The sequence below is a fragment of the Sphingobium indicum B90A genome, from assembly GCF_000264945.2.
In the GTDB taxonomy this organism is placed as follows: Bacteria; Pseudomonadota; Alphaproteobacteria; order Sphingomonadales; family Sphingomonadaceae; genus Sphingobium; species Sphingobium indicum.
In genome coordinates, this window is the sequence record NZ_CP013070.1 from 3,000,167 (window position 1) to 3,021,865 (window position 21,699).

Consider the following 21,699-nt stretch of genomic DNA (forward strand, 5'->3'; position numbering starts at 1 on the left):
GCTCGGCAAAGAATGTGCGCGAGCATCATGTCATCTCCGGCCCGACGAAGCTGGATTCCATTCGCACCAGCGGCGTGATGGAGGGCACTTGTGATGGCAGCTTGATCTCAGGAAGATCCGGTAGATCGCGGGTCAGGCCATAGGCGAGCAGCAGCCGTGATCGATCACATGACATGTCGGTCATGGCCTTCGGCGGGAGCGGGTGGATCGTCGGGGCTGCGCCCAGCACCCTTTCCGTCGGCATTTCAGCGATGAACCGGTCATGGACTTCTGTTTTGCAGCCGCCACCGGTCACGAGCAGTTGGACCGGCTTTCTGCGGTAGGCGGCGTGAAAGCCGTCCTGAGCGCGTTCAGGCGAGCGCGCCCGGCCAAAGACCTCCTCGAATTCATGGTCGCATGCGCGCTTGAAATCTCCTGCGCTCAGCTGGCGACTAAGCGCGCTGTCTAGCGCAGCGGCGCCGAGAAGTTCGACGGCGGCTGAGAACACCGCGACACGCTCGCGGCCCACGAGATTGAAAGCGACGATATCGAGAGTCGATGCTCCAACATCGACAAGCATGTGGGAGCCTGGTTGGGAGGTCGGCGCGAACGCATAGCCCGCGACTGCCGCGGTCAATTCCGGCACGAGGTAAAAGCCTGTCGGCAATCGGTCCGGCGATCGAGAATGTGTCTGCCGCACCAGATCTGGGGTCAATCGCGAAGCAAAAGGGGCGAGCTCGACAGCTGCGGCAACGATCCTTTTGAAGATCGAGAAAGATCTCGCATCATCATGCGCGGCAACGGGGATACCGACATTCACGGCCATGAACTGATCCGCACCCGCCGGACCGAGCGGCTTGGCCTGCCTGTACCATCCGAAGAAATGCGCGAAATGAAGGGCGAGAAAGGCGGCAGCCGCTTCGACCCGGGTGATGCTGACGTCGGGCCTCACCAGCTCGCCCCCATGGGCTCCGATGATACCGGTTTTGAAGCCCTCGAGCGTTACCGCACCAGGCAGGGGGTAAAGCGAAAAACGGCCAGTTTTGGGGTCAAGCCACAAGGCAGTCTGCCAAAGATAAGGATGCCCGAAGGACTGTAGGCCTTCAGACGCGGGCATGGCCTTGGTCGGGTTATCCGCATGATAGGGCTGGCTCACGGCGAGCTTGACCGAACTCGTTCCGAAATCGAAGCCGACGATGAAACCGTCGTCGAGGTCAGGCTGGAGCTTTTTCGCGAGCTGCGCCGCGCCATCAACGATTGCGCGGTTGATCATCGCCTGGTTCTGGGGCGTGATCGAAACCGGACGTGGCTCGATCATTGGCGTGGTGTTGCTCACTGCCGCAATGACCTTGCGGAATATTGTGTCCCTCGGAATGGCCGGCTCCGCTACGACTGGAGCAGGCTGCTTCACAGCGGCGGCGGCCCGCTCGGCTTCCAGGATGGCCTGATAGGCGGCCTTCATCCCTGGGCCTTTGAGGATGATTTTCTTCGGGCCTTTGGACTTGGGTTGTGGCTGGGCCTTCTTGTTTTTTGCTTTCTGCGCTTTGGCCCCCAGTTTGGAGGCTCGTTGGCCTGCCCCGTTCCGCGCCGGAAAAGTTGAAAGAGGAGGACACGACGTCGATTCGCCTTGCCCTACCGCCTGCTTCGCGAGCATTTGTTGCTCGATATCGGCAAAATCGCCGTCCGCTGCCGGGGGCTTTCGGTCAGGGCTTCGGGACGGGGCATTTGTTCCGGCCAAGCTCGTGCGCAGGTCCATCAGGGCGGAAGCGGCATCAGCCAAGCTTGCGAAGCTCTTGCCTTTCTTGCTCATGCGCCGGCCTCCGCGACCTCGACCACTGCGATACCGACGAGCATTGGCTCGTCAAAGCTCAGGTCATTTTCCTTACGGTTTATCTGCTCCAGCTTGAGATCCATCCGGGCGAGAAAGGCATTCAGCTTGCCCTGTATGGCATATGTGATGTTCATTTTCTTGGCGCTGCCCGAGGCGCGCAATTCGCGGATCTGGGTTTCGGCCCTGCTTTTCTCTCGTTCCTTGTGCTGCGTGATGAGCGCGCGCTGGGTGGCGACGTCGTCATAGTGCCGGGCGGCTTCCGCCCCTTCGAAGTCGGTTCGGCGTTCCTTGAGTGCCGGCAAAAGGTGCGATGCCATCACATCCGCGACATGGGGTAGATCGGCCGGTTCGAGATGTCGGAGCTGAGGGGCGCTGGCCAGCGATTCCATCAGCACTTGCTCGACGGCATCTTCTTCCAAGCTTGTGCCGGTGGCGAAGTCGACGCCAGCGAATGCTAGGCGATCGACAGGCAAAAGGCCATCGATCGACCAACGCTCGACTGCCACGACATATCGGCCTACGGGCAGAGGCCAATGCGGCTGATGAGGCACGCGATATGCGGTTACGGGCCGGGGCGCGACACCGACCTGCCGACCGTCGAGGAGCTGGGCGCAAAAGCGCGCCAGCGGATGGGTCATCGGAATGGCTTCCAGATTGCGATGGCGCAGCGGGTCTGGGTTGCTGCCGAACACGGCTTTCACGCCGCTGGCGGCGTCTCGAGAAAAGCGGGTCGGGTAGCGCCGGGCTTTCAGATTCCGAAAGTGCCCAAATTCGGCCTGCGCTCTTGGCGACAGGCGAACGTCATATGCTTCGATGTCGATGCCGTTGATCGGTTCGAAGCGCGTGCCCTCGAACGTATTGACCAGAATGCCGGCGATATAATCGCGCAGGTCGCTTTCGGTCAGCCGCTTGTGCGGCGCATAGGCTTCCTTGACCTTCTGAAGAATGCTGTCGCCATGCGCCACCAGTCCAGGGGCTTCCCGCTCAAGCTCCTCTGCCTGCATTTTCCTCTGCTCTGCAGCCTGGATAGAGCGATCGAATTCACGTGCCCGTGCCTCTGGAGAAAGCTCGGGGTTGGTCAGGATGAATTCGATGTCGCGGATGATCTCACCCAGGATGGGTTCGAAGTCGCCCAGCGTCTCCTGGATGATCCCCAGCCTCAGATAGAGCCGGTCATAGACCTGCTCTTCGATCGTTTCAGCGGCGATCAGATTGATGATGTCGATTGATGGCGATCGCTGCCCGATACGGTCGATACGACCGATCCGCTGCTCCACCTTCATGGGATTCCAGGGCAGGTCCCAATTGATCAGAATGCGACAGAATTGAAGATCGAGGCCTTCACCGCCGACCTCGGACGTCAGCAGGATCGAGCCTGCGGGAGCGTCGGCAAAACGCGAGACGATTTCCTGGCGGTCAGCTTTGACGCCGCCATGGAGTTCCATGATCGCAAAGCCGGCAGCCTGGAGCTTCGCAGCGAGATAGCTGATCGTGCGGCGAAAGCTCGAGAAGACGATGAACTTTTGATCGGGGTCCCGCTCGCGCAACTGGCATAGCCAATCGAGCAGCTTTGCAAGCTTGGTATCGGCGGCTTCCAGTCCCGCTAGAACGGCGGGATCATCGCAGATTTCTCCAAGCGCGCTAATCAGCGGGCCTGGCAACGCTCCAGGGGGTGATGCATCGTCCTCCTCGTCGAGCGTGAGGAAACCGCTTCTTTCGCCCCAATGGCGATAGGCAGTGGCCAGGCTCGAGGCGAGGAGTCGCTGGGTTTGGGCGAGCAGGAACCGCTCGTTGATGTCGTTGGCAAAGGCATATGCCTCGATGCGCTGTGTCGCCCGCTGATAGAAGGCGTCTTCCGCCTCATTCATCGGCCATTTTACCGTCTGGGGGCGGCGCTCGACCTTGAATTCCGCAACATCGCGCCGTCGCGTACGATTGATCGTGGATCCCAGCAGCGACATCTCTTCGATCCGCGCTGCCAATTTCACGCGGTTTGCCGGGGTATCGACGATGCCTTTTTCGAGCTCTTCGCGCAGGCGTTTCAGCCGTTCGCCGGTCTTGAGAACCCGTCCCTCGGGGAGATCCCCGACAAGCTCCGCCAATTCGTGCATCGGCACGCGCGTGTCGCGTGCCGCTTCCCAAGCCCGCACCAGCGGGACATTTTCTTCCTGGAGGATATCGAAGAGATATTCCCGTTCGAACGTGTCCGGATCGATGAGCTTCAAAAGCGCGCGCAGGTCGTTGGCGCGCAGATTGATCGGGGTGGCCGAAAGAAACAGCGAATAATCGCTCACATCGGTCACAAGCTTTGCCAGCTTGTGGTTCATCGTCTCGGCATTGCGCAGATGATGTGCCTCATCGAAGATCGCGAGATCGAACAGATCCTGAGCCGAATCATTGAGTAACCGCGCGAGGTCTGCGCGCGCACCCGAGGCGGGCTCGTCAGGATCGTCCCACCCGCGCGGCGGACGGATGGCGGACAGCGATGCGATGACCTGAAAACCCTCGCGACGCTCCTGGTCGTCACGCAGCGTGTCGAGCAACTCGGCGGCACCGCAGATACGCGCGTCGACATTGAATTTGTTGCGCAGCTCAGCCCGCCATTTTTCGACGAGCGGCTTGGGGCAGACCACCAGCAGTCGACGGCAATCGTGATTCCGCGCCACCAGCTCTGTCCAAATGAGCCCTGCTTCGATGGTTTTACCGAGACCGACTTCATCGGCGATGAGCAAGCCACGAGAGGGCGCGTTCAGGAGCTTGAGGACCGGCTTGAACTGGTAAGCGTGAAACTCGGTGTTCGTCGCGCCCATGCTGTAGATCATGTCGGCAAGGCGGCCCGTCATGCGCAGATGGGTCAGAGCGCGTCGCAAATCGGTTGGGGCGGAGAGTTTGCCGTTTCGCAGATCCACGAGCGCATCGGGGGCGGCCAGGACATGTTCGAGCTGGTTTGCCGGCAGACTTCGGCGGCCTGTCGGAAGCTCAATCTGAAAGAAGGTGCGTCCTGCTCGTTCTTCGGGCGGCCGGTCGGTTACGACACCGACAACCGCCGGATCGTTTTTCAGCCGTACCCGTTCGCCTGCCTCGAACATAGTGAAACTTCCCCCCTAACAGGATGATCGGCTCTGTTGCAAAGATTGGCGGCAGTCAGAGGTAGGCTGTCGCTCTGCGCCGATCAGGCGGCTGCTGCGAAATGGTGGTTGAGCATGCCCATGGCCTCCGTCAGCGCCGAGGGCCCAATGCCAAAAGCTCTCTCCACAAGGCGCACCTCGCCCCTGATGCCGGGCTGCAGGCACCAGGGGCGAGCCTGTCCTTTGCGCAGGGCTCGCATGACTTCGAATCCCTTGATCGTGGCATAGGCCGTGGGGATCGATTTGAAACCGCGCACCGGCTTGATCAGTATCTTGAGCTTTCCGTGATCGGCCTCGATCACGTTATTGAGATACTTCACCTGCCGGTGGGCCGTCTCCCGGTCCAGCTTTCCTTCGCGCTTCAATTCGGTGATCGCTGCACCATAGCTCGGCGCTTTGTCGGTATTGAGCGTGGCAGGCTTTTCCCAGTGCTTCAGGCCTCGCAGGGCCTTGCCCAGGAACCGCTTCGCTGCCTTGGCGCTGCGGGTCGGCGACAGGTAGAAATCGATCGTGTCGCCCCGCTTGTCGACTGCCCGGTACAGGTAGGTCCACTTGCCCCGCACCTTGACGTAGGTTTCATCCAGGCGCCAGCTCGGATCAAAGCCACGCCGCCAGAACCAGCGCAGCCGCTTCTCCATCTCCGGGGCGTAGCACTGGACCCAGCGATAGATCGTCGTATGGTCGACCGAAATGCCGCGTTCCGCCAGCATTTCCTCAAGGTCGCGATAGCTGATCGGATAGCGACAATACCAGCGCACCGCCCACAGGATCACATCACCCTGGAAATGGCGCCACTTGAAATCCGTCATCGTTCCGTCCGTCCAATCTCCGCCAAGCATGCTCAAGCTTCACGATTTTTGCAACAGAGCCCTATGGCAACGCCGGCGAATTCGCAGGTGGCTTGCCCCCCAATATTTACCCGTTCCCGAATCTGGAGCTTCTACGTGTGTTAGCTGCCCGTGACGGAATCAGCTTCGAGACTGTTGACGAGCTCGTGTCCAATTACGATCCGTCTTGGCAGGCGATCGATGAGTGGATCTCTCGTGTGCATGATTCTGTTTCCATCATCATCTCGAACGCAACGGCCATCCTAGACCTCGACGCCATCGTTCTGGGAGGCCTCATTCCCACCGATTTGGCCCAGCGCTTGGCGGCCAAGGTTGAAATGTTTGACCAGCGGCGTCGCTCGGTCGCCCGTCCGATCGCAAGGCTAGTGCCAGCGGAAGTGCTATCGGACGCGGCGGCCATTGGTGCAGCGATGCTACCGCTACGCGCGACCTTTTTTACGCCGCAGGGCGCGCGTACTCCCATCGCCGCCGCCAGAGGAGCAGGAGCAGAACAGTAAGCACCCCGGCGATCATCGCCGGTAGCGTCATTCCGAACAGCAGGCGGCTGCTTGTCACCTCGCGGAACGAGGTATCCTCAAGGAGCAAGCCGATTCCTGCCGCGCTAATCGCTAGCGAGAGTTTCGCGGAGGCTGTGAACAGGCCGTAGGCCACGCCCTCATTTCCGGCACCGGTGTCGGCGATGACGTCGCCATATGCCGACCATAGGGCCGTCCCAACACCGCCGCTGCTGACGCCAAATAATAAGGCGGTGGGCAGGATGGACCATGCGGCGCCCGTGCCCGCCGCTGCGAAGAGGGCAGCGGTCGCAGAAATGCTGAGGCAAGTGACCATGATCTTCATGGTACCGGATCGATCTTTCAGAGCGCGAAGCCAAAATGGCTGCCCCAGCACCATGCCGACCGAGATGAGTGAGATCGTGATCGTGCCAAGAACCGGATCGAGAAGATGCGATGCGGCGTAGTAAGGAAGGAGCTTGGTGAACACCGGGCTCGCGAAGGATGTGATGAACATTGCCGCGATCAGCAGCCAGGCCATCGAGTCGATTTTTCGGCCGAGGGACATGACTGAAGTTTCGGCTGGGACAGGCAAGGCCGGGTCACGGCCGTCATCCCGGACCGTGAAATAAAGCATCGCACAGGCACCGACGGTGATGATCGCCATGAAAATGCCAAGCCCGAGCAGCAGCGGCGCGCGCATCGTCTCGATCGAATAGACAAGAGAGGCCACCGTGCCGGCAACCGTGAGGGCAGCAAGACCGCTCCCGGCGAGCCGTGCAGCAGCGAGATAGGCTCTGTCTGAGACCGTGCCGACCACTGAACTCAGCATGGAATTCTGTGGAATATCGATGAAGGCATAAGCGATCCTGAACAGCAAGATCGCGATTGCAGACAAAGTCAAAGGAGCTTCGGATCTCATTGCTGGGACTGCAAATAGGAACATGAGGGCTGCCGATGTGGCTAGCGCCCCCATGAACTGTAGGTGGGCGGCTGATACGGCGCTCGAGAGGCGGCGTTTAAGGAGCACACCCACCACTACGTCCAGTAGGGCACTCAGCAGAAAGCTTCCGCACAGCACCCAACCCACCGAGGAGGGGCCGAGCTGGGCAACTTCGGTCAGCAAAAACGCAAACAGAGACTCGCTACCATACCAGAAGATGCTCTTGCCGAAGTGAGCAGACGCATAAGCGAGCGCTACCGAGCGAAGCGTCTGCCCGTCGGAATGGGGAACTTCCTTGTTGGACACGGCGTCCATAACTCTTCCGTAAGGGCTTCCTGGCGATTCTCCTGATCGATAACCCTAGCGCTCAATCTTCATTCGGGTAAAGCCCAGCAGCTTCGGAAGCCGGCAGCGATCCTTTGATGGCCCTCAACGTTGCAACCGCGCTAAACTCATTTCGATCGGTATGGACCGAACCTTTTCAGGACGTTGCGCCGGCTCGTCTCATCATTGAGAACAAAGACCTCGTAGCGTTCACCGCCTGGAGCGACACGGATGACGACGTGACCGTTGTAGCTCTTGTAAATGCTGTCCATGATTGGGCCGATTGCAAATCGGGTTTCGGGTGCCATACCGGTGGCAAAAACGTCCCTGGGTCCTGAGTACAGCCCCTTCGAGGCCATCCTGTTAACTACTTCTTCGCCCGGCTGAGGTGACAGCCAATTCTCTTGGATCAGAACACGCGGAGCTAGGTTTCGCAGAATATTTTCATTTACGGTGTCACGATTGCCATGATGATCGAGCAACATGACGTCTACCGGTCCCACCACGGCTGAAACAGGGGTTTCTATATCCCGCCACCATGGCTGATTGTAACTTGGAACTCCTGGAATGTCACCACCCGTGTAATACTTGAAGCGTCCATAGGAAAACGTTAGCACGTTACTAAACGGATTTTCATCGAATTTGCAGTCTTTTACTGCACCTTCTGGAATGTAATGCTGTGTTTCATCACGAGCACCAGTCCAGATGATTCCGTTCGAAGAGATGTTGCGGATATGAAAGCTTGGAAATGCCGACGGCTGGGATACTTTAACCTGATCTAGGGCGCCAGGCGTGAGACCGACGACCGCTTGCCCATGCCGCAAACGATAATCAACGAAGCTGAGGTAATTGGCGAGCGAAATCCCATTGTTGCCCGACAGTTCGCCCGCGCACCGACGAAGATCGACGGGATAATCATAGTTGGGCGCGGCACGGTCTATCAGGGTGCTGATGGGGATCAGGTCTCCCACCTCAGTTATGCCGGCAAGGCGGTAAGCGCCGGTCTTCGACAGCGGTTTGTCGGCGGTGATCGTACCCATGTGGTCGGTGTGAAAATGGGTAATGAGCGCGTAATCGAGCTTCACAGGACGCCCCGCCGGGGCGAACTGCTTGATATAGTCGGCTATCCAGTAACCGGCCGAATGCTGACCGTCGGGCTTTGGCGGAAACGCCTTCAGGGGCTGTACCATTTCGACAAATGATGGGTCAGCTTCGCCTGCATCAATCAGCATCGTCGACCCGTCGGGAAACACAAAATAGGTGGCGTTGCCACGACCTGTGCTGATGTGATGGATATCGAAATAACCCTTGGTCCAGGCCGGAAGTTGATCTTCGGACGGTGTCGCCATGACCGGCGCGGAAGCAGATGCCGCGAGCACGACCGCGATGGCCAGCAGTGCGCGCTCTCTCCGCGTGCGCCAGCGACTGAGTCCGCTCGTTGCGCGCTCAAGAAAGGTGGTTCTCAACCCGGCGCGCTCCGACATGTCTCTACTCCGAACAATTGATTTCATGAGATCACTTCGCTGGGCATGACGCGACGATCGATCTCTCGATCCCCGGTCGATCGAGGAGCGCTCGTGTCACACCGTTCGTCCAGCCGAAGCCGTCCTGAACGGGGTACTCCCCGCCACCGCCTGCCAGTCCGCTCTCGATGTCGTATTTCTCGACCATGCGACCTGTGCAGTCGTAGAAGCCGGAAACGGTCCGTACCCACCGGCTTGCGAGCTGGTCAGCGAGCGCCGTGTGGTTGTAACGATCGAGACCCTGGACGGCGATCCATTGCAATGGCGCCCAGCCGTTGGGTTCGTCCCATTGCTCGCTGGTCCCGACCGTCGTCGTGCGCAGGCCACCTGGCGCGAGGAGTCTCGCTTCGGTCAGCTTCGCCGTTTCGTTGGCCTGAAGGGTCGTCGCTAAACCAACAAACAGCGGGTACAAGGCCGCCGAACTGACCGAAGCCGTCAATCTACCCGCAGACCTATCCCAATCGCCGAAACGCTTCTCGGTCGCGTTCCATAAATACTTGTCGATTGCGGTGCGGCGGGCATCGGCAAGGCGCCTAAACTTCGCTGCACAGGTTGAGTCTTCCGCCGAGGCGCAACGACGCGCGATCGAGCGCTCGAGATTGAACAAGAGGCTGTTGAGGTCGATCGGGACGATCTCGGTCGTGTGGATCGTCGAGAGACGTTTGCTGTCGCGTAACCAGCGCGAGCTGAAATCCCATCCGCTCTCGGCACCCGCGCGGAGATCTCGATAGACCATGGCTGCGGGTCGCGGTGCAGCCTCGGCAGCAGTCGCGACGTCGATCGTATAACTCTCGTCGCGGGGCGTGTCGCGCGCATCCCAGTAGCGATTGAGCAGGCTGCCGTCGGGCATTCGCACGACGTGCTGGCAGGTTCCGTCCTTCCCCAGGCAATCGCTCCCCGCCATCCAATATGCGTGCTCGGTCTTGAGAACCTCTAGGCGCTGCGCGTTGATGACGGGATCGGTGTTGTCCGATAGATCCATCATGAAGGACAGAAATGGCGGCTGTGATCGCGTCAGATAGTAGCTTCGCGTGCCGTTAGGAACGTGCCCATATCGTTCTACGAGCGACATAAAGTTACCGAGCATCGCCTCGATCAGGGGCTTCTCGCCATCGGCCTTGAGACCGAGCATCGTGAAATAGCTGTCCCAATAATACATCTCGTTGAAGCGGCCGCCCGCCACGACAAATGTGTTGGGTAGTTGTAACGAGGAAGAGCCTGGCACGACCGCTAGCGGTGGCTTGGCGAGGATCGTCCACAGAGCCTTAATATGTTCGCGCAGTCTGGGCTTGGCGCCCACCTCGTTTTGCGATCGAAAGTGTCGGCCGACGAAGGCCATGAGCTGATCGCGCGTCTGCGGGCTCTCGGCGCGAAAAGCTGCCATGATCGTGTCGGGCGTCTCTCTCGGGATGAGGTCGACAAACGTCTTGTTGTCTGGAAAAACCTTGGCGCGCTGGACGGCGTCGTAAAGCGGGCCAAACGTGTCCGCGGGCGTCTTGGCCGAGCGGGAAACCTCTAATGCGCGCTCGGACGCCGATCGCGCAGATCCTTCGGAAGGCCTTCTGCGGATCGTGGCGTCGGATTGCGCGGGCGTCGATACCGCTATGGGCCGACTTCCTGCCGGCAACCTGCTCAAGATCGAGGAGCGAGGCGCAGCCATTGCCAGAGTGATGCCACTGACTGACGCCATGATTGCCAGGGCGCGACCAGAAGAAATCAGAATTGAAGAAGTGGATCGACGCACTTGGAGACTACCTAAGCAGGAAGGTATGGCCAGAGCCGAAGCTCGGGCCATCGCCAGTTTTAGAACTTCATCCGCAAGCTGGCCTGGTAGTTCGGCCCAAAAAGCGGGCGGCCCAGGAACACACCGCCACCGTCGACACCACTGCCGACGACGCGACTGTTCCCTTCAGTGATCCCCAACGTGTTCGTTACGTTGGTGCCCGTAAACGCCAGTGTCATTCCATTCTCGAATTCGAATGATGCGCCAATGTCGAGCGTCTCGTAGCCCGGAAGGGGTTGAAGGTTCTGGAGATCGGCGTAGCGCTTTGTCACAAAGGTTCCGGTGGCGTAAAGTGTCAGTCCGCCAATCGGTGTGTCGATTGTGTAGCTCGGCGTCACGCGGGCTTGAAAATCGGGCTGGCGCAGCACCTGATTGCCGGTGATGCCGGGGCCGCCTGCAGTATATTTGCCGTGCTGATACGCACCCGAAGCGGAGACCGAGAAGCCTTCGAACGGACGGATGACGCCATCGAACTCAAGACCATAAGTGTCTGAACTGGTAAGGTAGCGAAGCAGAGTGCCGTCGGCGAGAAGCTGCGACGACGGTTGGCCCTGGAACTTGTTGTAGAAGCCTGTGAGGTTCAGAGCAAACCAAGAGCCGCGTGATTTGATACCACCCTGGATCTGATCGACATTGGTAATCTGCGTCACACCGGCGCGCAAATCGTCGAACGTCGGCAAGGAGTAGCCCTTGTTATAGCCGATAAACGCGTTGAAATCAGGAGCGATTTCGTAGTTCGCGTCAACGTTGAACGCGCCGCGAGAGCCGCTGTAGTCCACAGGTCGCGTGCTCGGCAGGAGGACCGAAACGTTGTAGTCGTAAAGCGCGAGCGGATCGGTCGAGATCATTGTCTTGGTTGAGTTCTGGAAAGTCGCGTCGATAGTTTCCCACTCGTAGCGGCCACCGATATCGACCTTTAGACGATCGGTGATGTCCCACTGATCCGTCACGAAGACCGCAGTGTTGCGACCATTGTAGATGTTGTGCAGCGCGAGAGCCGTCGGTCCATAGACACCGCTTCCGTTGGTGACGCGAACACCGTTGTTCAGCACCAAATTGATGGGCTGGGCATTGTTCTGCACCGTCATCAGCTGCTGATGGCCGGTGTACCAGGTGTCGTCGGAACTATAGTCCGCGAAATAGACACCAGCGGTCAGCCGGTTGCCCGAGAAGAGCTCCGTGGACAGGCGTGCCTCATCTTGAAACGATCGGATCTTCTTGTTGACGTAGAACACCCCGATACCGATCACGCGGGTGTTCAGGTCGGTGAGCGCTGCTCCCGAACTGATGAGTGTTGCGGTGCCAGCGGTTGCAGGGCGACCCGCCGCCGCGAGAGCTGCCGCGTTGCTGTTGGCCGTAGTGATCTGGCTGTTGATGAAGGAACCAAGGGTTACCGGAGTCGCGCCAGTAAATTGGGCTATTGTCGGTGCATTGCCAGCGGAATAGGCAAGCTTGTTCGAGAAGGAGAACGCACCGAATTGCTTGTCGAAATCGAGCCCGACAAGCTTCAGATCTATGCCGCGCCCGCGCGAAAGATCGACCGTTTTCGAAACGGGCGTGTTCGTCCCGTTCGAGGCGATATCGAACGTGACGATACGGTTCGCGTTACCTAAGAAAGTGTCTCGGGTCGGGTCGAAGCCAGGATAGGGTTGCAGCGAGATCTGGTCGCCGGTGCCCTCGCGGATGAGCGGGACCGCCGTGAAGAAGGCGTTCCGATCATATGTGTTCCTTGCGTAAAGCGTGAAGGATCCACCATCCTCAAACTCCTTCATCAGCGTTCCACTGATCTGATGACCGTCGTCTGCGGGGAATTGGGTGTTCCGGACGCCCTTCGCGTTACGATAAAAGCCGCCGACGCTTGCGTACCAGCCGTTTCCGACGTCTGCCCCATAGTAGCCGTCGATCCGATAAAATGACCCGGTGCCCACTGTCGCCATGAGCACGCCGCCCGGATCGGATTTTCCGTTCTTCTGGACGAAGTTCACAGTGGCACCGGGCTGGCCGTTGCCGAGGAGCACAGCTTGCCCGCCAATGGTCGTTTCGACCCGCTTGACCGTCTCGTCGAGACGGAACTGGGTGGAATTGTCCAGGAAGGAGAGACTGGATGCCGGGTAGATCGGAAGTGAATCGATTTGCATCGTAACGAACTTGGCGTCGCCACCGGTAGGAAATCCGCGCACCATGACGTTGGGGCCGGATACGCCGCTGGTGGTTTCTGCCCAGACGCCGGGCACGAGCTTAAGAACGTCTGCAGCACTGATCGGAGCGGCCGTCCGGATCGCGTCGCTGGAAATCGAGGTCACCGCATATCCCGCCTCCAGCTTACGCTGGCCATTTGGGTCGGCCGATCCCACTACAACGATCTCGTTTTCGTCCGTAGTCCGGGCGGCGCTGGTCTGCGGTGCGGCCGAAGTCGCAGCGGCGGGCGCTACTGCCCCCGAGCTTGACTGGGCGTAAGCCACGGTCGGCAAGGCGACCGCTGCGGCGGTGGCGAGAAGGCAATTTCGAAAATCGAGGCGCATTTTGGTCCCCCCAGCAGGTTTGTGGGAGGACGCGCTTCCGTCTCCCAAATTGGACGCGGTTGATCCGCTTCCGCTGAGGAGATGCTTTTGGCTAAAAAATTCCGGCTATCGGCCTGCGAATTTTTCTGAGGAAGTTGGGTCCGCCGCGCAAAGCAAAGGCCCTACCTCACACCTGAGTGGCGCGCTTCGCCTCAAAATCGATAGCCGAAGGACACAGTCAAATTCCGGCCGAACAACGGGCGGGCGATGACAGGTCCCGACGTTAGAACGGCGCCTAGTACGCGAGTGTTTCCTTCGGTTAGGCCGAAGGTGTCGAGCAGATTCTGACCGATCAAATTAATGTAAACGCCGTTGTCGAGTCTGAAGTGAAGCCCCGCATCGACTGTCGCGTATGGCGGAAGCCGTTGAAGGTTCTCGACATCTGAATAGCGCACCCCCACATATGTGTAGGTTCCAGTGACTTTCAGGTCGGCGCTGCCAACTTTTGCTGTGTATGAGGGCGAGACGGCGAATTGTAGATTTGGTTGACGGACTATGCGGTGCCCCGCGTTACCGCCAAATCCCTTGTACCGACCATCTTCATATGTGCCGCGGAACTCGATCGACCATCCCTCGCTAGGTTGAACCTCAGTCTCGATTTCGATACCTGCCGCTCGCGCTCCCCCCGTAAGTACGATCGACCCGATCGTGCCGTCGGGCTGTGCGAGCAATCGCGTGAACTGGAGGCCCGAAAACAGATTAAGGAAGGTGTTGATCGAAGCCCGGACCGGCCCGTCGGCGTAGTCGACGCCTGCTTCGAATACGTTGGCTGACTGCGTTCGCTGATCTCCGATTCGCAGCTTGTCAAAGCTTTGCAGATTGGAGCCGCGATTCATGCGCGCGTGAAGCGTCAGACGGTCGGGGACAAGTCTTTGCACGATGCCAGCGGCCCAGGACACTCGGTAGGCATCATCGACGAGCGGTCTGGACGTCGTCAGCAGTCGGGCTCCGTTGTTATTGTAAATCGTCAGTGGATTGCCGTCGAAATCGTTGCCGGTTAGGACATTTTGCACGCCCCCCCGTAGGGACTGATGTTCAATCCGAATACCGGCGTCGATGGTGGTAGAGTCAGAGGCCGACCATTTGTCGCTCAGGAACAGCGCTACATTTGTGCTGTCGCTGCCGCCCACGACCTGGCCGGTGGTGGCGCTCACGAATCCATCTCGGCTGGCCTGCACCCCATTGTTCAATCGGAGGTCGATGCGTCGTGCATTCGGCTCTGCTAGAAGTAGCAGATTGTTCCCCAAGAGGCGTAGGTCTTCGGATTTCGATTTCGCGATGAAGAATCCCGCAGTGAGCTTGTGCTCCGTGCCAATCGTCCGGGTCACGCGAAACTCATCCGTGATCGAGGAGATTCTTTCGCTAATCGACCAAAGCCCTGCCGTAAGGACATAGCGATCTGGCGTGATTGGCAGCCCGTTGGACGCGAGAGAACCTTGTCCCGACGACGCGAGACCCGCAGCGGCAACAATACGTGGATCGCCATTGGCTCGCGCGATGGTTTTGGAGAGATATTGGCCGAGGGTCTCGGGGACTGGTCCTGTAAACAGTCCAATCGTATTCGCGTCGCCAGCGGTCACATTGAGTCGATTTGTGATCTTGATGCTCTCGTCCGGAGACCACTCGAAGCTCATACCTGCGAGAAAGAGAGCAACGCCACGTCCCTCGCTCAAGTCGACTGAGCGCGATTGCCCGGGGCCATTTTCGATCGCTAGCCGCCGCGTATCGTTTCCTATCAGCGTATCACGAAGAGGGTCGAAGCCGGGCAAGGCGTTGAAGTTGCCTTTACCGTCAGCAAGCAAGGGAACTCCGGTGTAAAAGGCGTTTCGATCCCGCGTGTAGCGAGCGTAGGCGGTGACCCTGCCGCCCTCGAACTCATGCGTGATGTTGGCCGTGATTTGGCCACCCAAGTCAGCGGGAAATTGCGTATGTCGGAGGCCGTCGGAGGCGCGGTAAAATCCGCCGATTGCGAAAACGGTTTTCGGTGTGATCGGTCCAGTGAGGTAGGCATCGGCGCGCCGGGTGCCGTAGTCCGTGGTCGATAGGCGGAGACCACCTTCCAACTCGAGCGTTCCGGTGCGCTGTATGAAGTTCATGACCGCGCCGGGCTGACCGTTGGCGTAGATCGGACTCGTGCCGCCTCGTAATATCTCGACGCGATCGATCATGTCGTCGACCCGGAACAGGGTCGTATTCTCGCTGAACGCCAGTTCAGTCGGAGGGTAAATCGGCGCGCCGTCCAACTGCACGGTGAGAAAAGGAGCATCCCCGGTCGTTGGGAAACCGCGCACGAAGACGTTGGCTCCAGTCGCTCCTCCTGTGGTTTCTGCCCAAATGCCGGGAGCCAACTTTAAGATGTCGGCGGTGTTGTTCGGCGCTAGCTCACGGATTCGGTCGAGGGTCACGGTCGTGATCGCTAGCCCGGCATCCAATTTTCGCTCGGGCTGGATTGTGCCGGTCACGACGATATCAGGATCGGGATTTTGCTCACGCGGTAACTCGGCCTTTGGTTGAACTGGAGCCCGAGGTTGCCGTGGCGACGGCATTCTAGTTACCCGCTTCACGACGCGGGGTCTTGCGGCCAGGCTGATTGCATTGCCGTTACGCGCGATCACGAATAACGCCGTCCCGCGAAGCAGTCGCCTGAGTCCTTCGTCAACTGACAGACGCCCCCGTACCGCGCGCGTCCTCAGTCCGTCGATATTCGCCGGAGCAACGATTTGTATTTTCGCCTGCCGGGCAAATTCCGGGATACCGGTGACCGCCCGTTGCTCGGGAACATCAAAGTCGACCTTCTGTGCGAGCGCAGGGGCTGGGGCGAGCAAGAACGCTGGCGCGAGGAGGGCGCACAACTCCCTTCCGGGAAATGAAAACCGCGTACTAACCAAGGAAAATTGTCCGCGCCCGAACGTGCTCCGTTCGGTAGATGCTTGAGCACATCAATTTCCGGCTATGCCGATTGCAGTTTTTTCCCCGAAATTCGTATGACATCGCCCTGGCTCGTGACGCTACCGCCGAAGCTGGCTGCAACAGCCACCGCAAACCCGCGTGGGTCGTTGGCTTTGAAGAGCCCGGTAATACGTTGTTTAGCCAAGTCGGGGTCTGCCACGACGATCCGCGCCGAGCCGTAGCGGTCAAACGCGCGGACCGCATCTGCGAGCAATTCCCCGCCGAAGGAGAGCATGCCTTCGCGCCACGCCAGAAACTGCTCTTGCTGTGGGGGCGCAACTGATCGCACTTCACTGGCCTGTAAATTAGCGTCGGATGCGAGGGTAAGCGCATGATCCTTTTCCAGCGTGAGCTTTCGCTCCCGACCGAAAAAGCTCGGCGACTGTGAGATCAGCAACCGTCCCTCGGTAACGAGCGCAACAACGGGCATGTCCACGAGATTCTGAAGTCCAAACGCACCCTTCGCCATCTGCAGCAAAAGGCTCCCTGCTTGAATAATGACAGGGTTTTTCTGCCATCGCGTGACATCCAAAAAAGCTTTTCCTCGGACGAGCGACAACTTCCGCTCGTTGGATGACAGCGCGACATCAACGCGGGAATCGGTATCGAGCGTGAGCATCGTTCCATCTTTGAGAGCGATATGCCGTATTTCGCCAACGCCACTTTCTAATGTGCGGTAACGCTCCAACCCGATCAAATAGGCTGCAGCAACCGATGCGGCGAGAGCGCCGCCCCCTCCAAGAACCATCCGCCGATTAAATCGAGGGACGGGGACCGCGTCTTCCATCGGCGCGTCGACCGTCGGTGCGAGATCGGCAGCCGGCATCTCGCCAAGCGCATTGGCCCGCTCCGCATGGATCCATGCAGCTTGCGCACGAACAAATGCGCCCAGCCGTCGGCTATCCCCTTCGAGCCATTGATCGAGTGCTACTCGCTCCGGCTCTGTAAGTCCACGCTCCGCCTTCGCTGCCCAAACGGTGGCCGCGTCTTCAATCTCGCTGGCGTGTTCGCGATTGGGCATTCTGCAGATCAAACTCTACGAGCGTCGGGTCCTGCCTCTTAGATGACTCTTCGGTGACATTTCCGCCATGTCCAAAGTGCCGAAGCAAAAATTTTATGCCTCTGGCGCTGTATTTCTCGACGGTGTGCTCAGCTAGTCCGAGGTGGCTGGCTGTTTCCCGCTGCGACAAGCCTTCCACACGACGAAGCCAGAAGACTTTGCGAACCTGCGGAGGCATTTCTCCAATCGCGGCCTCAACGCGGCGCAACTCTCTCTGTCCGTGCGCATGTTGTTCAGGACCAGGGGCATCGTCGACGTCACCGAGGGCCGCCAAGTCCAGAATCGAACCAATTGAGATGACCTTATTCTTCCGCAGCGTCTGCAGGAATACCGACTTTGCGACCTGCATAGCGTAGCTTCGAGGGTCGCGAATCGAGTCGACGCTCTCGATACGGGCCAGAACCGCGTAGGTCTCCTGAACAATATCATCGATGTCAGAGTCGGAGATTTGTGTCGTGCGCCTGAGCCAAGCGCGCACAGCGGGTTCGTGAGGCAACACATGTGCTGCCAACCATCGACTACGCGCTAGGTAAGGTGCCTCCATAAAATCCGCTTCGCACGTGTTTATGACAGTCGCGCGTAAGGAGCCGACGATAGCCTTCGTTTGGCCTCTGGCGGCAGCATACACTCTCCAAAGCGTTGGGTAGGTCTACTCACTCGGGAGGTCAACGAGAATCACCCCGGCGCTCAACAGCGACACAAAGGGGAAAGTGCTGAGTGGCACCAGAGAGGTGCGTGCAGACACTAGCCCGCATCTCCACACATCGGCGCCTTTCCGCGATTTTTGACCTCGCCCTAACCGACACTCCGTCGAGCGCGGGCGGAGGCCGACATGACCCCAACGAAGCTACTCATTGGACAGATCCTCGTCGTGCTTGCGATCATCCTCGCGAGCATCTGGGTCGCGACTCAATGGGCGGCAGCTGAGCTGGCCTACCAAACCGAACTTGGTTCTCCATGGTTCGTCGCATTTGGCCGACCGATTTATCATCCCTGGTCAATCTTCCCGTGGTGGTTCTCCTTCGACGCCTACGCCCCGATCATCTTCGATGAGGCTGGCGCAATCGCGGCGGCCGGCGGTTTCATTGGGTGCGGCGCCGCGATCTTCGGATCCCTTTGGCGCGCTCGCCAGCCGAATAACCTCACCACATACGGTTCGGCCCGCTGGGCGGTGCACAAGGATATCAAGGCTGCCAGGCTATTCGACGATCGCGGCGTCGCGCTCGGTCGGATCGGTGCCAGCGATCTCCGCCATGACGGCCCCGAACATGTCATGGCCTTCGCGCCGACGCGCTCCGGAAAAGGCGTCGGCCTCGTCGTGCCCACCCTCCTGTCCTGGACCGGTTCGACCGTCGTTCACGACATCAAGGGCGAGAACTGGCAACTGACCGCCGGCTGGCGCGCGCGCTTCTCGCACTGCCTGCTGTTCAACCCGACCGACGCCCGCTCAGCCCGCTACAATCCGCTGCTCGAAGTTCGCCGCGGCGTAAACGAAGTGCGCGACGTCCAGAACATCGCCGACATTCTGGTCGATCCCGAAGGGGCGCTTGAGCGTCGCAACCACTGGGAAAAGACCAGCCATTCGTTGCTGGTCGGCGCCATCCTCCATGTCCTCTACGCCGAGGAAGAGAAGACGCTGGCCCGCGTCGCGACCTTCCTCTCCGATCCGCAGCGCAGCTTTGCCGCGACGCTGTGCCGGATGATGGCGACCAATCATCTCGGCACCGAAGAAGCACCGCTTGTGCATCCGGTCGTCGCCTCAGCCGCTCGCGAACTTCTCAACAAGAGCGAGAATGAACGCTCAGGCGTGCTGTCGACGGCGATGTCGTTCCTCGGTCTCTACCGCGATCCCACCATCGCGGCCGTGACCGCCGCGTCCGACTGGCGCATAGTCGATCTTGTCGAGGCAGCGCATCCGATCTCGCTCTACCTCGTCGTGCCGCCCTCCGACATCAGCCGTACCAAGCCGCTGGTCCGCCTGATCCTCAACCAGATCGGTCGCCGGCTGACCGAGGAACTGCACGGGACCGGCAAGGACGGTGAAGCCGCGCAGGGCCGTCATCGCCTGCTGATGATGCTGGACGAGTTCCCGGCGCTGGGCCGCCTCGACTTCTTCGAGACGAGCCTCGCCTTCCTCGCCGGCTATGGCGTGCGCGCCTTCCTGATCGCGCAGAGCCTCAACCAGATCGAGAAGGCCTATGGCGAGCACAACGCCATTCTCGACAACTGCCATGTGCGCATCGCCTTCGCCACGAACGACGAGCGCACCGCCAAGCGGATTTCGGATGCGCTGGGCACCGCGACCGAGCAGCGCGCGATGCGCAACTATGCCGGGCACCGGCTCGCGCCCTGGCTCGCGCATGTCATGGTCAGCCGGCAGGAGACCGCCCGCGCCCTGCTAACGCCGGGCGAGGTCATGCAGCTCGCGCCGACCGACGAGCTGGTGCTGATCTCGGGGCATCCGCCGATCCGCGCCAAGAAACTGCGCTACTATGAGGACCGCCGCTACACCGCGCGCGTCCTGCCCGCGCCGGCCCTCAACGCCGACGGCTACCGTGATCTTCCCACCGCCCGTCCCGACGACTGGGCCGGACATGTCCGCGGTGCCGACATGCGCCTGGTCGGCAGCGCCGATGGCGAGGAAGGCGCCGACGCCGGCGGACTCGAACAGGCCCGCCATCCCGCGCACGAGATCGAGCACGCCCCGGTGGTCGAGCCCGAGATCGCCGATCCGCTCGGCCTCGGCGAGGACGACGGTGACCAGGCCGCGGAGCGCCGCGCCATGGATCGCGTCCAGCAACTCGGGACCGCGCGCACGGTCTATGGCCTCGATGCCGCCTCGGGCCGCCCCGACGACCTGCACCTGGGGTTCTGACCGATGGAAAAGGTCCGCCACCAACTGTTCCTGCCAAAGCCGCTCTCCGACCGGCTCGAAGCGCTTGCCGCAAAACCCGGCGCCAGCAAGTCGTCGATCCTCGTCGACGCCGTCACCGCTTGGCTCAACCGCCGCGGAGCCTCCGAGTTGGAAGATCGGTTCGCGATCCGGCTCGACCGGCTGACCCAGGCGATCGGCCGGGTCGACCGCGACACCTATGTCGTCCTCGAGACGCTGGCCCTGTTCATCCGGTTCGAACTCGCGATCCAGACGCCGCTTGCTGAAAACGACCAGGCCGGCCGCGCGCTCGGCGCGAAGCGGTTCGAGGCCTTTGTGACGCAGGTTGGCCGTCAGGTCTCGACCGGACGTCGTTCCCTCGGGTCCGCACCAGCCGCAAATGCGGAGGACGGCGAATGACCGCCACGCTCTCCGCCGAACGCCGCCGCCGCATGCTGATCACGGCGCTCGGCACCGACATCGCCGCCGCGATGCGCGACCCGCTGGTCATCGAGATCATGGTCAATCCCGACGGGGCGCTCAGGCTCGACCGGCTCGGCGAAGGTCGCACCGACACCGAGGTCCGGATGGAACCCGATCAGGTCGAGCGCATCATTCGGCTGGTCGCCAGCCACGCGCGCGCCGAGGTCCATGCCGAGCATCCGATCATCTCGGCGGAACTGCCCCCGCATATCGAAGGCCGGGCCGGCGAACGGTTCGAAGGCGTGCTGCCCCCGGTCTCGTCGGCGCCGTGCTTCTCGATCCGCAAGCCCGCGCAGAAGCTCCACACGCTCGACGATTATATCGCAGATGGGTTGATGTCGGCGCCGCAGGCCGACGCGCTGCGCGCTGCGGTCACCCAGCGCTACAATATCCTCGTCGCCGGCGGCACCAGCTCGGGCAAGACGACGCTCGCCAATGCGCTGCTCGCCGAGATGGCGTGGGTCGATAGCCGCGTTATCCTGATCGAGGACACGCGTGAGTTGCAATGCCCGCTGCCCGACACGGTAGCGCTGCGCACGCGCCCCCCGCATGTGACGATGACAGAGCTGGTGCGATCAACCATGCGCCTGCGCCCCGATCGCATCGTCGTCGGAGAGGTCCGCGGCCCCGAAGCACTCGACATGCTCAAGGCATGGAACACCGGCCATCCCGGCGGGATCGCGACGGTCCATGCCAACAGCGGACAAGCCGCGCTCTACCGGATCGAACAGCTGGTGCAGGAGGCGGTGGTCACCGTGCCGCGCCAGCTGATCGCCGAGGCCATCGACATCGTCGTCTTCATCTCGGGGCGCGGCACCGACCGCCGCGTCTCGACCATCGCGCGCGTCGCCGGGCTCGATCCCGACACCGGCACCTACGCGCTCGCCGATCTTCCCAAGCTCAACACCAAGGAGACCTGAG

The 21,699-nt window shown here is 60.4% G+C and carries 14 protein-coding genes; 4 read left to right on the forward strand and 10 right to left on the reverse strand.

Annotation, left to right across the window (positions count from 1 at the left end):
- Positions 1-25: 25 nt before the first annotated feature.
- From SIDU_RS14605 to SIDU_RS14615, 3 genes are all read right to left on the reverse strand, one after another.
- On the reverse strand, positions 26-1,789 hold the full coding sequence (locus tag SIDU_RS14605) for a hypothetical protein (protein ID WP_007682682.1): 1,764 nt from the start codon (positions 1,787-1,789) through the stop codon (positions 26-28).
- Positions 1,786-4,899 carry an SNF2-related protein gene (locus tag SIDU_RS14610; protein ID WP_007682684.1) on the reverse strand — a complete coding sequence of 1,038 codons (3,114 nt, stop codon included), beginning with the start codon at positions 4,897-4,899 and terminating at the stop codon, positions 1,786-1,788. Before SIDU_RS14610 ends, SIDU_RS14605 begins: the two co-directional genes overlap by 4 nt.
- 83 nt (positions 4,900-4,982) lie before the next feature.
- The gene (locus tag SIDU_RS14615) at positions 4,983-5,747 is read right to left on the reverse strand and encodes an IS6-like element IS6100 family transposase (RefSeq protein ID WP_001389365.1); all 765 of its coding nucleotides are present in this window, start codon (positions 5,745-5,747) and stop codon (positions 4,983-4,985) included.
- Positions 5,748-5,839: 92 nt separating this feature from the next.
- On the opposite strand from SIDU_RS14615, the gene SIDU_RS19445 reads away from it, so the two are divergent.
- Entirely contained in the window at positions 5,840-6,283 is a 444-nt protein-coding gene (locus tag SIDU_RS19445) for an ROK family protein (protein ID WP_158514635.1), read from the forward strand.
- Here the strand turns inward: SIDU_RS19445 and SIDU_RS14620 are convergent.
- The 7 genes from SIDU_RS14620 to SIDU_RS14650 form a co-directional block, all read right to left on the reverse strand.
- Positions 6,222-7,538, reverse strand: coding sequence for an MFS transporter (locus tag SIDU_RS14620; RefSeq protein ID WP_007686880.1), 1,317 nt, complete (start codon positions 7,536-7,538; stop codon positions 6,222-6,224). The genes SIDU_RS19445 and SIDU_RS14620 overlap by 62 nt on opposite strands.
- Before the next feature lie 137 nt (positions 7,539-7,675).
- A complete protein-coding gene (locus tag SIDU_RS14625; RefSeq protein ID WP_007686881.1) occupies positions 7,676-9,031 on the reverse strand; it encodes a ComEC/Rec2 family competence protein in 1,356 nt (451 codons plus the stop codon).
- Positions 9,032-9,062: 31 nt separating this feature from the next.
- Complete coding sequence (gene treF / locus SIDU_RS14630; protein ID WP_007686882.1) at positions 9,063-10,760, reverse strand: alpha,alpha-trehalase TreF; 1,698 nt, start codon at positions 10,758-10,760, stop codon at positions 9,063-9,065.
- 113 nt (positions 10,761-10,873) lie between these two features.
- Positions 10,874-13,375 (reverse strand): TonB-dependent receptor, encoded by a 2,502-nt coding sequence (locus tag SIDU_RS14635; protein WP_007686883.1) that lies wholly within the window; start codon positions 13,373-13,375, stop codon positions 10,874-10,876.
- Positions 13,376-13,566: 191 nt separating this feature from the next.
- Entirely contained in the window at positions 13,567-16,239 is a 2,673-nt protein-coding gene (locus tag SIDU_RS14640; RefSeq protein ID WP_233431833.1) for a TonB-dependent receptor domain-containing protein, read from the reverse strand.
- A 125-nt stretch (positions 16,240-16,364) separates the two neighbouring features.
- Positions 16,365-17,384, reverse strand: a complete 1,020-nt coding sequence (locus SIDU_RS14645) for a FecR family protein (protein WP_025161200.1) — start codon at positions 17,382-17,384, stop codon at positions 16,365-16,367.
- A complete protein-coding gene (locus SIDU_RS14650) occupies positions 17,353-17,967 on the reverse strand; it encodes an RNA polymerase sigma factor (protein ID WP_025771216.1) in 615 nt (204 codons plus the stop codon). The genes SIDU_RS14645 and SIDU_RS14650 overlap by 32 nt, the downstream gene beginning before the upstream one ends.
- A 288-nt stretch (positions 17,968-18,255) precedes the next feature.
- Between SIDU_RS14650 and SIDU_RS14655 the strand changes: the two genes are divergently transcribed.
- The 3 genes from SIDU_RS14655 to trbB are packed head-to-tail and all read left to right on the forward strand — an operon-like array spanning position 18,256 to position 21,698.
- Entirely contained in the window at positions 18,256-20,298 is a 2,043-nt protein-coding gene (locus SIDU_RS14655) for a conjugal transfer protein TraG (RefSeq protein WP_007686891.1), read from the forward strand.
- Positions 20,299-20,301: 3 nt separating this feature from the next.
- On the forward strand, positions 20,302-20,715 hold the full coding sequence (locus tag SIDU_RS14660) for a hypothetical protein (protein ID WP_007686893.1): 414 nt from the start codon (positions 20,302-20,304) through the stop codon (positions 20,713-20,715).
- Positions 20,712-21,698, forward strand: a complete 987-nt coding sequence (gene trbB / locus SIDU_RS14665; protein WP_007686894.1) for a P-type conjugative transfer ATPase TrbB — start codon at positions 20,712-20,714, stop codon at positions 21,696-21,698. Before SIDU_RS14660 ends, trbB begins: the two co-directional genes overlap by 4 nt.
- The last annotated feature ends 1 nt before the right edge of the window (position 21,699 follow it).

Bases quoted from the DNA above. Each gene is read 5' to 3' on its own strand.
- trbB (WP_007686894.1), top strand. From the start codon at position 20,712: ATGACCGCCACGCTCTCCGCCGAACGCCGCCGCCGCATGCTGATCACG.
- SIDU_RS14635 (WP_007686883.1), bottom strand. From the start codon at position 13,375: ATGCGCCTCGATTTTCGAAATTGCCTTCTCGCCACCGCCGCAGCGGTC.
- SIDU_RS14645 (WP_025161200.1), bottom strand. From the start codon at position 17,384: ATGCCCAATCGCGAACACGCCAGCGAGATTGAAGACGCGGCCACCGTT.
- SIDU_RS14650 (WP_025771216.1), bottom strand. From the start codon at position 17,967: ATGGAGGCACCTTACCTAGCGCGTAGTCGATGGTTGGCAGCACATGTG.
- SIDU_RS14655 (WP_007686891.1), top strand. From the start codon at position 18,256: ATGACCCCAACGAAGCTACTCATTGGACAGATCCTCGTCGTGCTTGCG.
- SIDU_RS14625 (WP_007686881.1), bottom strand. From the start codon at position 9,031: ATGTCGGAGCGCGCCGGGTTGAGAACCACCTTTCTTGAGCGCGCAACG.
- SIDU_RS14605 (WP_007682682.1), bottom strand. From the start codon at position 1,789: ATGAGCAAGAAAGGCAAGAGCTTCGCAAGCTTGGCTGATGCCGCTTCC.
- SIDU_RS14660 (WP_007686893.1), top strand. From the start codon at position 20,302: ATGGAAAAGGTCCGCCACCAACTGTTCCTGCCAAAGCCGCTCTCCGAC.
- SIDU_RS14620 (WP_007686880.1), bottom strand. From the start codon at position 7,538: ATGGACGCCGTGTCCAACAAGGAAGTTCCCCATTCCGACGGGCAGACG.
- treF (WP_007686882.1), bottom strand. From the start codon at position 10,760: ATGGCGTCAGTCAGTGGCATCACTCTGGCAATGGCTGCGCCTCGCTCC.
- SIDU_RS14610 (WP_007682684.1), bottom strand. From the start codon at position 4,899: ATGTTCGAGGCAGGCGAACGGGTACGGCTGAAAAACGATCCGGCGGTT.
- SIDU_RS14615 (WP_001389365.1), bottom strand. From the start codon at position 5,747: ATGACGGATTTCAAGTGGCGCCATTTCCAGGGTGATGTGATCCTGTGG.